This window comes from Gilliamella sp. X-57, assembly GCF_057063565.1.
Genome location: NZ_JBXSQI010000005.1, coordinates 99,363 through 114,351 on the forward strand (window position 1 = coordinate 99,363; position 14,989 = coordinate 114,351).

General features: G+C 36.2%; 12 protein-coding genes. 8 read left to right on the top strand and 4 right to left on the bottom strand.

Annotated features, from left to right (window positions below; translation table 11 throughout):
* Positions 1–245 precede the first annotated feature (245 nt).
* The 4 genes from csdE to ubiU all read right to left on the bottom strand — a co-directional run bounded on the left by csdE (position 246) and on the right by ubiU (position 3,924).
* The gene (gene csdE, locus ACYIAL_RS03980) at positions 246–641 is read right to left on the bottom strand and encodes a cysteine desulfurase sulfur acceptor subunit CsdE (protein WP_174796788.1); all 396 of its coding nucleotides are present in this window, start codon (positions 639–641) and stop codon (positions 246–248) included.
* Positions 642–709: 68 nt separating this feature from the next.
* A complete protein-coding gene (gene csdA / locus ACYIAL_RS03985; protein ID WP_483751042.1) occupies positions 710–1,933 on the bottom strand; it encodes a cysteine desulfurase CsdA in 1,224 nt (407 codons plus the stop codon).
* Positions 1,890–2,768 carry a U32 family peptidase gene (locus ACYIAL_RS03990; protein WP_174796787.1) on the bottom strand — a complete coding sequence of 293 codons (879 nt, stop codon included), beginning with the start codon at positions 2,766–2,768 and terminating at the stop codon, positions 1,890–1,892. The genes csdA and ACYIAL_RS03990 overlap by 44 nt, the downstream gene beginning before the upstream one ends.
* A 160-nt stretch (positions 2,769–2,928) precedes the next feature.
* Positions 2,929–3,924 (bottom strand): ubiquinone anaerobic biosynthesis protein UbiU, encoded by a 996-nt coding sequence (ubiU, locus tag ACYIAL_RS03995; protein WP_174796786.1) that lies wholly within the window; start codon positions 3,922–3,924, stop codon positions 2,929–2,931.
* A 519-nt stretch (positions 3,925–4,443) separates the two neighbouring features.
* Between ubiU and tssB the strand changes: the two genes are divergently transcribed.
* From tssB to ACYIAL_RS04035, 8 genes are all read left to right on the top strand, one after another.
* Positions 4,444–4,944, top strand: coding sequence for a type VI secretion system contractile sheath small subunit (gene tssB / locus ACYIAL_RS04000; protein ID WP_174796785.1), 501 nt, complete (start codon positions 4,444–4,446; stop codon positions 4,942–4,944).
* 76 nt (positions 4,945–5,020) lie between these two features.
* On the top strand, positions 5,021–6,553 hold the full coding sequence (gene tssC / locus ACYIAL_RS04005) for a type VI secretion system contractile sheath large subunit (RefSeq protein ID WP_065637773.1): 1,533 nt from the start codon (positions 5,021–5,023) through the stop codon (positions 6,551–6,553).
* Positions 6,554–6,580: 27 nt separating this feature from the next.
* Entirely contained in the window at positions 6,581–7,933 is a 1,353-nt protein-coding gene (gene tssK, locus ACYIAL_RS04010) for a type VI secretion system baseplate subunit TssK (protein WP_174796784.1), read from the top strand.
* A gap of 10 nt (positions 7,934–7,943) precedes the next feature.
* Complete coding sequence (tssL, locus tag ACYIAL_RS04015) at positions 7,944–8,609, top strand: type VI secretion system protein TssL, short form (protein ID WP_174796783.1); 666 nt, start codon at positions 7,944–7,946, stop codon at positions 8,607–8,609.
* Positions 8,610–8,619: 10 nt separating this feature from the next.
* Positions 8,620–10,380 carry an OmpA family protein gene (locus ACYIAL_RS04020; protein ID WP_483751043.1) on the top strand — a complete coding sequence of 587 codons (1,761 nt, stop codon included), beginning with the start codon at positions 8,620–8,622 and terminating at the stop codon, positions 10,378–10,380.
* Positions 10,381–10,416: 36 nt separating this feature from the next.
* Positions 10,417–10,905: an Hcp family type VI secretion system effector gene (locus ACYIAL_RS04025; RefSeq protein ID WP_065590676.1), complete on the top strand. Its 489-nt coding sequence runs from the start codon at positions 10,417–10,419 to the stop codon at positions 10,903–10,905.
* Positions 10,906–10,982: 77 nt separating this feature from the next.
* Positions 10,983–13,805: a type VI secretion system ATPase TssH gene (tssH, locus tag ACYIAL_RS04030; RefSeq protein ID WP_483751044.1), complete on the top strand. Its 2,823-nt coding sequence runs from the start codon at positions 10,983–10,985 to the stop codon at positions 13,803–13,805.
* Positions 13,806–13,836: 31 nt separating this feature from the next.
* Positions 13,837–14,989, top strand: a 1,153-nt coding sequence (locus tag ACYIAL_RS04035) for a type VI secretion system Vgr family protein (RefSeq protein ID WP_483751045.1), incomplete at its 3' end; no start/stop codon positions are given.

Genomic DNA, 14,989 nt, shown 5'->3' on the forward strand with positions numbered 1-14,989 from the left:
GTTAGTCATCTCCCTATTTATGTTTGATGACATTATATTATAAATTCTCAAATAATGTGGCTTGGTGCGATGGTAATTATCATCGCAATATTTTTAAATTTTCAGGGGTGCGGTATGTCATCTAATTTTTTGGTTAATTCTAAAGCTTAATTTGGATTCAATTTTTTTACTGTTTGATTCCCTTCTGTTACTCTTCAGGGTTATAAATTAACTCACACATCATGTTAAATAAAGATTATCAAAACTTATCTGATTGATTTTATGCGCTCAATTAATTTAGCAAGCCCTTGCAAACGTGATTGGCTTAGCTCATCGGAAATTTTTAACTGACTTAATAGGGATTGAAAATCGATAGCTGCAATTTCTTGTGCTGTTTTGTGATTGGCAATGATGATTAAAATGGCTAATAACCCTTTCACAATTCGCCCTTCGCTATCGCCGCTAAAAATATAAGTATTATCGGCCTGCTTGTGATAACTAAGCCAAACTCGATTTTCGCAGCCATTGATTTGATTTTGCGCTATCTTTAGCTGTTCAGGAAAATCAGGCAATTGCTTGGCTAATATCACTAACTGTCGATAGCGATCTTGCCAAGTACGTTGCTTTGCAAATAATTCGGTTAAGCTTTGCTGTGATAGCATAATATTGACCTATTTACGGTTAACTGTTTGTAAAAAAGTTTCAGGAAACTATACGTTTTAGTATAAAATTACACTAATATTTCAATTGCATTTTGCAACTCTGAAATAAATTTATCCACATCTTGCTGATTATTATATGGCATCAATGAAACACGAACCGCGCCGTGGCACCCTAATTTATTTATCAAAGGCTGGGCACAAAGCTCACCAGTGCGGATCGCAATATTTTGTTCACTTAATAAGATAGCAATATCATTATGATGAATATCATTGATATTAAACGTAATAATCGGGCTACTATCCACACTATAAAATTGAATATCCGCAAATTGGTTTAGTTGTGATTTTGCGTAGTCAGCGAGTTGCTTTGTGTAGTTCTCTGCTTGCTTATTATCCCAACTTTTTAACCATTCAAGTGTTGCGTTAAAGCCAAGAATCCCAGCAATATTGGGCGTGCCTGCTTCAAATTTATAGGGAAGATCTTCTTGAATAAAATCATCAAATGAAGCGCTTTTTAGCATTTTTCCGCCACCATGCCAAACCGACATTTGTTCAAGTAAGGCCTTTTTACCATATAAAACACCAAGACCAGTTGGTCCATACAATTTATGGGCTGAAAAAGCATAAAAATCGATATTTAATTGCTGGGCATTAAGCGCATGATGAACAATGCCTTGAGCACCATCAACAACTAAAACCGCATTATGTTGATGAACAATGTGGCTAATTGTTGCTAAATCAGGGCAAAATCCAGTGACGTTTGACATTTGGGTTATTGCAACGATTTTAGTCTTTACTGATATTAGAGATAATAATTCATCAATATCCGATGACCATTTTATAACTTTAGCCCCCGTTTGTGTTGCAACAATTAGCCAAGGTAATAAATTGCTATGATGCTCTAATTCACTCACAATAATTTCATCATCAGGTTGTAGCAACGGGCGAGCATAGCTTTGTACGATTAAATTAATTGATTCGGTTGCTCCTCGTGTCCAGATAATTTCAGAGCTGCTATTAGCATGAATTAAATCAGCAACATTTTGCCTTGCCCTATCAATTGTTGTTGTGACTTGCAAAGCATCTTGATACAAACTACGCTTTGCGGTTGCTGTATTTTGTGCATAATACGCAAATGTTGCATCAATCATCACTTGTGGTTTAAGTGCGGTTGCTGCCGAATCAAGATATACGCTTTCACTATTAAGCGCAGGAAAATTCGCCCTAAATTGCTCAGGTACAAAATGCTTATTGGGTAAGTTCAAGTCCGGCAATACCATTCCAGTAACCATTACAATCTCGTTTATGTTCAATTTGTAGTGGGTTTAATCCATCTTCGTTGGCTTTGAACTGCTTGACAATATCAAGTGTTTCAAGACCAAGTGGAGAAATTCTAACAATATCCACTAATCCTTTCATCTCTTTGAGATTATTGCCTAAGTTATAACAATAACCACTTTGAGTCTGAATACCGTTTAGCACAAATACTTTTTGCTGTTCTTGCGAGAACACTTCACGCCCAACGGGATAGTTAATGCAACATGTTTCACATTTATCTTTAGGCTTGTCTTCTGATCTAGCGGTAAAACAACGCGCTGAATAAGCTAAAGGTAAGTAACCGTAGCTAAAGACTTCAACTTCAAAATTTCGCTTAATATTTAAATTTTCAAACTGATTAAGTACATTGGTTAACCAATCACGAGAAAGTTCAACCGGCATACACCAACGCACCATCCCTTGTTTTTGTAATAATTTTAAAGTTAATGCGTTATAACAGTTAATAGCAGGGCCTGCAACAAATGGTAATTTATGCTCTTGCGCAATATTAATAGCAGCTAAATCATTTGCTTCGACTAAAAAATCGCCGTTATTGACTAATTGTCGTAAATCATTTAATTCTGATGGTGCTTCAAGTAACGCTAGGGTTGAAAGTACCACTTGTTTACCCGATTTAGCAATTTCTTTCGCCAGTTCAAGCCAATTGACAACTTTCATTTCACGGCGTTTGGTACACACCGTTTCGCCCATATAAATAACATCTGCTGCACTCTCTTTGGCAGCATGATAAAACGCTTCTGTTGTGGTTTTAGGCCAATAATAAAGTAATGGTCCTAATGCGTATTTCATAGTTTTGCTCACAATATTGTTTATATTAGATGAATTAAATTATTAAACATAATACCTTATCGCCTGTATTTATTTACAATAAAAACAGAAGATATAAAAAGCGAAATATTACATTTAAAATGTATATTTTTTAATTATTTGTTTTAATAAGCAAATTAAGTTATTGCCATTTACGGTGATAAGCGCCTAATGTTGTCTGTGTTCCCTCTGAAACAGAGCCAAGCGTATCCATCCAGCTTTTTTCTGTTTGGAATGATTGCGGATTGGCTTTATAGCGATCGATGGCTTGTCGCCATACTTTGGTCACTTGTTCAACATAAGCAGGGCTACGCTGACGCCCCTCAATTTTAACCGAGGCAATATTAGCAGCAAATAGTTCAGGTAATAACTCAATAGTATTTAAGCTGGTTGGCTCCTCGATTGGATGATAAAGCTTATCGCCAACAAAATAACGCCCTTTGCATAGCGTTGGGTAACCCGCATTTTCGCCTTTTTTATGGCAATCAATTAACACATTATTGAGTCGTGACTCAAGCCCTTTTCCGGTATCTTCCCAGCGAACAAATTTAGCAGGCGAACAAGCTCCAACGGTATTGGGTGATTCACCGGTTAAATAGGATGATAAATAACAGCGCCCTTCCGCCATAATACACAGGCTACCGAAAGCAAATACTTCAAGCGGAACAGGGGAAACTTGTGATAACTGTTTGACTTGATGCATCGAAAGTACACGTGGTAACACAATACGATGTACCTGAAAATTGTTATAGTAAAACTTAATTGATTCTTCATTGGTTGAAGACGCTTGCACAGAAACATGGCGTTCAAGATCAGGGTACTTTTCAGCCGCATAATCAAGCATGGCAAGATCAGCAATAATTAACGCATCGGCGCCAATATTGGCTGCTGTATCAACAGCGTGTTGCCAACGCTGAAAATTTTCAGGATGAGCAAAAGTATTAATGGCAATATGTAACTTTTTACCGCGTTTATGTACATAATCTGAAGCTTCTAACAATCGCTTTTCATTAAAATTTAAACCAGCAAAATGACGGGCATTGGTGTCATCTTTCAAACCAATATAAACAGCATCAGCACCGTTATCAATGGCCACTTTTAGTGACGGTAAAGATCCTGCTGGACAAAGAAGTTCCATAATTATTCCTAACTTAATTTCGGTAATTTATTCGCTGTGTATTATGCAATAATTCCGAGTGTAATGCGAATAGAAAGCGATAGTGTTAGCTAAAAAACATCAGATGCTTGGTTTATTGTATAAACAGTAATTCCTACAAATTATATGAATAACAATTACTGCTAAAAATCGCAGTATAAGCCATTACATGTGTTACGCTTGGAACGGCATTTTGGGGAAATATTTTATATCATATCTAATTGCATGTTTTATGATCAGTATAAATAAAACTCTGGTTAAGTACAAAAATAAGATATATGGTAATATTTATAATGTGAATAAAAATAATTCATTATTTATCAATTTTTTACACTATCTTAATGATCAAGATATGTAAGTTTTTATTTATAACACATTAATAATATTTGGAATTTTATTAATAATTGTAGAAAAATAGCGTAATTTATTATATCATAAAGATTATCTATTTATATTATTTAAGAAATTATCAATTTATTCGTGTTTCATAAGGAATCAAATATGTCAAATAGCTATCAAAACGAAGTACCTCCTGCTCGTGTTAATATTCAACTAGATCTTCATACTGGTGGGGCCCAAAAGAAAGTTGAGTTACCTTTAAAAATTTTATCTATTGGTGATTATGGTCGAGGTAAAGACAAACGCCCACTTTCAGAAAAAGAGAAAGTATCTATTAATAAAAATAATTTTGATGCAGTATTAAAAGAATTTAGACCTTCTGCCAAAATCAGTGTACCAAATACTCTTGCTGATGATGGTAGCGATATTAGTGTAGAACTTGCATTTGAATCAATGAATGATTTTAAACCTGAACAAGTTGCAAGAAACATTCCTCAGCTTCGTTCTTTGCTTGCTATGCGTAATTTATTAAGAGATTTGAAATCTAACTTACTAGACAACGCTACATTTCGTTACGAACTAGAGAAAATTGTTAAAGATGAACAATTATCTGATGAGCTTCGTGCAGAATTAGAATCAATTGTATCTAAAAACACAAAATAAGTGTTTTTTAATAAATTATCTCAGTTACTTTCGAAATAAATTATATCGTTATTGATGAACAATAAGGAAAAAAGCAATGAACGAAAAAACAGAACAAAAAAGTGTTAGCCAAACCGTTTTAGAAGATAATGGTAGTGTTTACCAATCTTTATTTAATAAAATAAATTTAAATCCAATCCAAAAAGCTGGTGAGATCGATAAATACGAAGATAATGATGTATTATTTGAGTCCTCACAAGATGAACGTGTCACCATGGCTGTTGACATTTTACTTAAATTGATTCAAAGCTCATCTCAAAAAGTTGAAAAACTAGACAAACATTTATTGGATTACCATATTAGCCAAATCGACCAAAAACTAAGCCGACAATTAGATGCGATTATGCATAATGAAACTTTCCAAGAAATTGAGGCGACATGGCGTGGTTTAAAATTTTTAGTAGATCGTACTGATTTTCGACGTAACGTAAAAATTGAATTATTAGATGCTTCAAAAGAAGATCTTCGCCAAGATTTTGAAGATGCACCAGAAATCATCCAAACAGGTTTTTATCGTCATACTTATATTCAAGAATATGATACACCGGGTGGAGAACCAATAGGTGTAACTATCTCGAATTATGAATTTGATCGTGGTCCACAAGATATAGCTTTATTACGCAATATTTCAAAAGTTGCGGCTGCAGCTCATATGCCATTTGTTGGTTCTGTCGGTCCAAAATTCTTTGGCAAAGAAACCATGGAAGAAGTTGCTGCAATTAAAGATATTGCAAATTATTTTGATCGAGCTGAATATACAAAATGGAACAGTTTCCGCGAAACGGATGATTCACGTTATGTTGGCTTAACTTTACCAAGAGTATTAGCTCGTTTACCTTATGGTCCTGATACAGTACCTGTCCGTAGTTTTAACTATATTGAAGATGTTAAAGGCATTGAACATAGTCGTTATTTATGGGCTAACGCTTCGTATGCTTTTGCAGCTAACATGGTACAAAGTTTTATTCGTAATGGTTGGTGTGTACAAATTCGAGGTCCACAAGCTGGAGGCCTTGTCGAAGATTTACCTATCCATCTTTACGATTTAGGTACAGGCAACCAAGTTAAGATCCCAACTGAAGTTCTTATCCCAGAAACACGTGAATTTGAATTTGCTAATTTAGGTTTTATACCGCTGTCTTTCTATAAAAATAGAGATTATGCTTGTTTCTTCTCTGCAAATTCGGCACAAAAACCAGCGCTATATGATACAAAAGAAGCAACAGCAAATAGCCGTATTAATGCACGCTTACCATATATCTTCTTATTATCACGTATTGCTCATTATTTAAAAGTAATTCAGCGAGAAAATATTGGAACAACAAAAGATCGTCGAGTTCTTGAACTTGAGTTAAATAAATGGATTAGCAATCTTGTGACTGAAATGACTGATCCTAGTGACGAAGTTCAAGCATCTCATCCATTACGAGAAGCAAAAGTTATTGTTGAAGATATTGAGGATAACCCAGGATTCTTCCGTGTTAAAACATTTTTAATCCCACATTTCCAGGTTGAAGGAATGGATATTAATTTATCGATGGTATCACAAATGCCAAAAGCTAAAGCTTAATATCAAAAAATCTGGGTGGTAGGATTCATGAAAATTTTTCGTCCTTTATGGAATGAAGGTGTCTTTTTGACACCTCAACAATTTCAGCAACAGGCGTTATGGCAACAGTTTTCCTCTCAAAAGTTAGCTGCTATGGCAGTAGCTAACCCATGGGGTGTTGAAAAATTAGTCATAGATACGCAAGCGCTGACAATCGATCGCTTGCAGGCAGAATCTATTAGTATTCGATTTCGTGATGGCGTGCTAATTAATACTGATACGGCTGATAAATTACCCGAAGCTAGAACACTAAATACAGATGTTCCACCTGAGCGTGAAGAAGTCATTGTATTTATTGGGATACCATTGCTACAAGCTAATGGAGGTAACTGTCTACAAGACAATCAACAACTTGAAAGACCGCTTCGCTATCGACAAGAATGGATGGAAGTGGTAGATCTATTTGGACAAAATGCTGAAACAATTGCTGTTGAGCGTTATGCGTTAACTTTTTTATTTGATTTTGAAGATCATAGTGATTATTTAACATGTCCAATTGCATGCCTTAAGCGTGATCTAAATGGTCGTTTTGTACTTGATTTTGAATATCTTCCTCCACTAATTAATTTATTCACTCAAAGTGGAACATTAATAAAAGAGTTAGAATTATTATGTATCCAAATACAAGCTAAACGTCAACGTTTAATGGGTATGAGACATGAACGTAACGAACAAATGGCTGAATTTGCAATAGCTGATGTATCCCTGTTTTGGCTTTTAAATGCACTAAACACATTTGAGCCTCAACTCAAATTTTTACGTGATAATCCAACTATTCACCCAGAAAACCTTTACCAAACCTTAACGGCATTAACAGGTGCATTGTTAACGTTTTCATTAGCAAATGATGTCGATAAAATTCCAGCTTATCAACACACCAACCTTAATGAAGTGTTTCCACCATTATTTGGATTAGTGCGTAATTTGTTAGAAGAAAGCTTACCATCTCGAGTGATTAAAATTGATTTAGTACATAATAAAGATACATTATGGACAGGTCGCTTAAACGATTCTCGTCTTGTTGAAGATGCTGATTTTTATCTCTCTGTACGTTCAAGTATGCCCGGACATCAATTACAGTCTCAGTTTCCAATATTATGTAAAGCCGGTGCACCAGATGATGTAAGGCAAATTATACATTCAGCATTATCGGGTATACCAATAAAAGCGCTTAGCCATGTTCCAGCAGCAATACCTATGCGTTTAGAAAATCAATATTTTGCACTGGATCTATCGCATAGTGCTGCAAAAAATATGTTGCAAACTCGATGTTGTGAGTTTTATGTACCAAGAGCAATGCCAGATATTTCACTAGAACTTTTCGCAGTTTTGCGATCATAAGGTCAAGATTATGAGTATAGAACCACAAACAATAGTCATTGATGAATTATTACGGGATTCAATATTAGTTGTTGTCCAATTAAAAGCGAAAGCGGATATTCCATCAGGACATAAATTATATGAACTTTGTAAACAGCAAGTGACGACCGTTCGTGAGACGTTATATAAGGCACAATATAGTCAAGATGTGATTGATGATATAAGTTATGCCCTATGTGCATTATTAGATGAAACAGTATTACTTTGCCATCGTGATAACCCCGAAAAACAAAATTATGATGAGTGGTTAGGCGCACCATTACAAGTCATTTTTTTTAATACACATAATGCTGGTTATGATTTATTTGAAAAAATTCGCGGACGCTTAAAAGCAGATAAAAAAGATCCATTAGTATTAAGTTGCTTTGACAGAGTGCTTGGGCTTGGCTTTCAAGGGTGCTATCTTGATAAACCTCAAATGGAAAGGGAACACTTGGTTTTAGCCCTACGTGAAGCTGTACGAGAGTACGAGCCAGAACAATCTCATCCTATTATTGAACAAACCAAAACTTATCGTTATTTAGGGCGCAAAACGATGCTGTTATCTTGTACTGCGTTATCCGTTTTGTTGGTTATTGTTCTTTACTTTTTATTAGATTATCGACTTGATACGTTGATTAAAAAAATTGTAGGTTAAAGGGGAATTTATGAGCGATTACCCTAAACGAATTCAAATCATTTATGCTGCTATATTAAGCTTATTGTTACTATTTGTTTTTTTACCAATAGCAGTCGGTTGGAAAATTATTGGTACGGTTTTAGTTTTAGTTATTGCAGGTGGATTGCTATGGCGAATGCAACGCTATCGGCGAATGCTTGCTTTATCAACAACAAATATTGATTTTTTAACTCAAAAGCTTGATTTATTACCGGCAAGGCAACGTTATCGATTACCTATCTTATTGGTAACTGGTAGTGCAGCAAAAGACTTTTTTCCTGAGGATCTATCCATAGCAGAATCGAATATTGTTGTTTCATCCGAAGCAGTATGGATCTATGTTGAAGAGTATTCTCATTTACCTATTGTTTATGATTCATTAATCGCAAAATGGCCAGATATGATAGGGCGGGTAGGCATATTTCTTGCTTTAACGCCTGAACTTGAGGATAAACAAGGATTGTTCATTGCTAAATTGCAGGCATTTCGTCAATCATGGGCAGATACATGTCGCATTGCAAAATATCAACTGCCTGTTTACTTATCGACACATATTGGTCTAAATAATTTAATTTATGATGAACAAAATCCATTACCTGTTTATTGGTTTCAATTAGTTGATCACAAATTATTTCTGCTTGATCGTTATTTATCGCCTCTAAACAATTGGGTTAATGATATTAAAACGCCTTCAAGCGAACGGGAAAGACGATTACGATTAAGACCATTGCTAAACGAAGCACAATCTTGGATTGAACAAGTCGTGTTATCAACGTTAATTGATCCAAAACAGCCTATTGCAAAATGTAATCCAACAGGGATAGCGATTTATCCTATAAATCAATCTATTGTAAATAACAATATTATGCAAAAACAATGGGAAAGTATCACGACTTTACTACTGCCAAATAACCATAAAATTGAAGATAATGTAAGTCCGCCCGATTCCTTAATTAAATTTATGCCAATAGCTTACCCATTTTCGCCTATTGCCACGATGGCCTGTGGATTAATTACGATCACATCCATATTTATTATGGGGTGTTTAGGCGCATCTTTTTGGAACAATATTAAACTTTCCGATCAAATACAAAATGATATTCGGCATTACCATTTAATTTCGATGGACAGTTATGAAGAAAAGCGACAAGCACTTGAGTTACTTAAAGGCGATAGAACAATGTTAAATCAATATTTAGCTCAGGGGGAACCTGTTCGTTTAGGTATGGGGCTTTATCATGGACAGCAATTACTTGAGCCTTTAAATGTCTCTATGAGTGATTATGTTGCTAAACCACCAGAGCCAGAAAAAATTATTATTAAAGAAGAAAAAGTTATCATGAAAGAAGCACCGTCCGTGATTCGTCTAGATAGTTTAGCATTATTTGAAAGTGGCCAATCAAGCTTAAAATCAGATTCAACCAAAATATTAGTCAATGCGTTAGTTGAAATGAAAAAACAAATAAATGCTAACCACGGAACAGGGTGGCTTATTTTAGTTGCAGGGCATACTGACTCCACTGGTGATGAAAATAAAAATATTCAATTATCACTTGAGCGTGCAACAGCAGTACGAAACTGGATTATAAAAGCCAGTGATATCCCTGAAACCTGTTTTGCAATACAAGGGTATGGAGCAAAAAAACCGCTAGTTAGTAACGACACTCTGGAAGGTCGAGCACAAAACCGGCGAGTAGAAATTAGCTTAGTTCCTCAAATGTCAAATTGTATTTTGGCAAATGAAAACTAAGAGTGTTTAATAAAAATCAAAAAAGGAGTAAAAACAATGGCAGTTCCAGCGTATATGTTTTTAAAAGACGATGGTGGTGCAGAAATTAAAGGTTCTGTAACTGTAGTAGGACGTGAAGGTAGTGTTGAAGTGGTTGAATTTGATCACAAAGTCTACATTCCAACCGATGGTAATACAGGTAAATTAACCGGAACTCGCGTTCATAAAGCACTTGAATTTGTTAAAGAAGTTGATGCTTCATCACCTTATCTTTACAAAGCTGTAACTACAGGCCAAAACTTAAAGTCTGTTGAAATCAAATGGTACAAAATTAATGATGCAGGTCAGGAAATTGAATATTTCAATACATTAATGGATAACGTAAAAATTGTTTCTATTAAACCTGAAATGCACAATATTAAAGATCCAACAAAAGAACAATACAATCATTTAGAGCGTATTGAACTACGTTACGAAAAAATCACTTGGACTTATAAAGATGGCAACATCATTCACTCAGATAGCTGGGTTGAAAGTAGAGCCTAATGTGGTTTTTGTTGATTCTGCCATTACGGCAGAATCAACATTTTTTTATAAACAATAACATAACGAAAGGAATAGTAATGATTGCCGATCCTTCTGTTTTATTAAGGCGACTCAATCCGTATTGTGCAAGAGCACTTGAAGCTGCGGCAGAATTATGTCAAACGAGAGCACATCCAGAAATTACACTTGAACATTGGTTATTAAAATTATTAGAACAAGGCGCAGGGGATATTTCATTTATTGCAAGACATTACCAACTAGATATGGACAAAGTCTGGCAAGGATTATTGAATTATTTAGACATTTTACCACACACAATTAATACAAAACCTAGTTTATCGTCATCGTTGATTGCGGTATTGCAATCAGCATGGTTAAAGGCTTCACTTGAAGATCAAGAAGATGTTATTCGTTCAGTACATATTTTACAAGTGTTACAAGAGATGCCTCATTGCTTAAAAGCACAAGATGCATGGCAATTGCTTAGCTTATCCGTTGTGTCATTACAAAAAATGCGCACTCAATTAAATGAAACATCAGATGAAAGCCCAGTAAATCAATACAGTTATCATTCAAATAATGATATCGATAGCACATCCCAATCAAAAATTGATACTAATCAGGATTCGCAAACAGCTGATACTAAAAATAACCAACAACAAGCTGTACAACAAAAACATTATCAAGCGGCGCTTAGTCGATTTACTGAAGATATTACCGAAAAAGCGAAAACAGGTAAAATTGATCCTGTATTTGGTCGCGATAGTGAAATAAGACAAATGATCGATATTTTATCTCGTCGTCGCAAAAATAACCCAATCTTAGTGGGGGAACCCGGCGTAGGTAAAACGGCATTAGTTGAAGGACTGGCGCTACGTATTGCAGAAGGCAACGTGCCTAAGAACCTTGAAAAAGTTAGCATATTAATGCTTGATCTTGGCTTACTACAAGCTGGTGCTGGCGTAAAAGGGGAATTTGAACAAAGATTAAAAAATGTGATTGAGGCTGTTCAACAATCACCGAACCCAATATTACTTTTTATTGATGAGGCACACACCATTATTGGTGCAGGTAATTCAGCCGGTGGAGCTGATGCAGCAAATTTATTAAAACCGGCGCTAGCTAGGGGTGAATTACGTACAATTGCTGCTACAACATGGTCTGAATACAAACAATATTTTGAAAAAGATGCTGCGTTAGAACGTCGTTTTCAAATTGTTAAAGTTGATGAGCCTGATGACGAGAAAGCCTGTCTTATGCTACGTGGTTTAAAATTACGATACGCAAAACACCATGGTGTACATATACTGGATGAAGCTGTTAAAACAGCGGTTTCGCTTTCTCGACGTTATATCAGTGGTCGTCAACTGCCAGATAAAGCCGTTGATCTGCTTGATACTGCTTCAGCTCGGGTTCGCATGGGGCTAGATACAATTCCTGAATCAATCACGTTGCTTGAAGCCAAAATTGCCTCATTGACAATGGAACAAGAAGCAATAGAAGCTGATGTAGTATTAGGAGAACAGCTATCAACAGATCGTATGGGAGAAATCGATTTACAACTAGGCGAACTACAAGAACAATTAACCAATCAACAAATACAATTTGAAAAAGAGAAAAAACTTGTTGAAACACTAATTGAGTTACGACAAAAATTAACACTAAAACAAGATAAAAAAATTCAAAAGCAACTGATTGCAACACAGCAAAAATTAAGTGAACTACAAAAAAGTTTACCTTTATTGTCACTTGATGTTGATAGCCGAATTGTCTCTTCAATTATTGCCGATTGGACCGGAGTGCCATTAGAAAGTCTATTAAAAGATGAACAAAGCCATTTGCTTATGTTAGAAGATGATTTGCGCTTACGTGTTGTCGGTCAAGATAACGCGCTTTTTGACATCGCTAAACGGATTCGTGCTGCAAAAACGGGGCTAACCTCAGAAGATGCGCCGATGGGAGTATTCTTATTAGTCGGTCCTTCTGGTGTAGGTAAAACCGAAACAGCTTTAGCTTTAGCTGATACGCTTTTCGGTGGCGAACAATCTTTGATCACCATTAATATGTCAGAGTATCAAGAAGCTCATACCGTATCACAACTCAAAGGATCACCACCTGGATATGTGGGTTATGGTCAGGGTGGAATATTGACTGAAGCCGTCCGTAAACGCCCATATAGCGTTGTATTATTGGATGAAGTCGAAAAAGCACATCGCGATGTATTGAATCTATTTTATCAAGTATTCGATCGTGGTTTTATGCGAGATGGTGAAGGGCGTGAAATTGATTTCCGTAATACCTTAATATTAATGACTTCTAACCTAGGCAGCGATGAATTAATGGCATTATTTGATGAAATGCCAAATGCTGATATTGCAACACAGCAAGAATTATTGCGCCCTATTATACGTGAACACTTTCAACCAGCATTATTAGCGCGTTTTCAAACTGTCATTTATAAACCATTAGATGATGTTGCACTGCGCAAAATCGTTGAAATGAAATTAAATAAAGTTGCCTCTCGATTACAAAAACATTACAAAATTGAGTTTAATGTTGGTCAAAAACTTTACGATACCTTAGTTTCAGCTTGCTTATTGCCAGATACAGGTGCTCGTAATATCGATAGTATTTTAAATCAACAAATCTTACCAGTAGTTTCTAACTTGTTACTACAGCAGGTTAATAGCCAAAACAATCAATCACTAACGTTACAACTCGACTTTAGTGAAACAGATGGCATTGTACTTGAATGGGTAACAAAAAATAGTAAAACAGCGCCAACAAAAGCTAAAAAGGCAACAACAGTAAAAAAAACATCTTCAAAAGTATCAAAGACAAAGGAAAAAAACAGTAATAAAAAACAAACAACAAAAGAAACAACTAGTCATACAGAGTAAAAAAATATACACAAATAAATAGGAGAACAACATGTCAAACGAACTTAATCGTCTTTTGGAGCAACTCGGTGACGGGTTTAGCGATTTAATGGCGGGCTTAGATGGCGTTAGCCATAATCGCTATACCTTAACCGTTGACGGGCTGGGCGCGGCGATGTCGGTTTTGCATGTTGAGGGTGATGAGTCGTTAAACCAGCCTTGGCGTTATGTTATCTCCTTTACTAGTACTGACAAAACCTTATCGCCTGATGTTTTCCTTAATCAAAAATCGACCTTTTCTTTTAATCCCGTTATCAACAAACCGTTAACTTCCGCTATCCGTTCATTAAGTGATTTGCCCACGTTGACAAATAAACGCACCTTGCATGGGGTGATTACTGAGTTCAGTCAGTTAGCGGTCAATAAAGATGAAGCGCATTATCAGGTGGTGTTATCTTCGTGCTTAGCACGGCTAGATATTGGGCAACATAATGCGATATTTCAAAATCAAAGCGTGGTGAGTGTGGTTGAAGAAGTGCTACGCAGTCATGGTTTAACGGGCATTGATTACCGTCTAGAGCTAAAAGATAGCTACCCTGAGCGGGAGTTTATCACCCAATGGCAAGAGAGTGACCTTGCCTTTATTCAACGCTTATTGGCCGATGTCGGTATTTGGTTTCGCTTTGAAACCCATGCTGAGCACCACTGTGATGTGATGGTGTTAAGTGATTATGAGCAAGGCTATGCGCAAGTAGCTGATGTCGACTATAAACTACCCAGTGGCATGGCAGATAGTGGCGTTGAAAGTGTTTGGGATATCAGCCTGCATAGTGAAGTGGTAGTCTCTTCAGTCAAAGTACAAGACTATAACTACCGTGATGCCCTCGCCGATTTACAGGGTGAGATTAACAGCCAACCCAAAGACCGCACCACCTATGGCACTGACTACCGTTATGCCGAGCACTATAAAAATTTAGATAGCAACGGACAAGACAACCCGCAAACTCGTGGCGATGATAATAGTGATAATGACAATAACACTCACGACAATCAGATTGAAAGCGGTCAGTGGTATGCCCGTATTCGCCATGAACAGGCGATTAGCCAGCAAATTATCCTCAAAGGTAAGAGTAACCGCTATAACCTTGCCCCCGGTCAATGGATTAACCTCAACGGCAGTCCGCTGGCCGATATCAATGACGGTA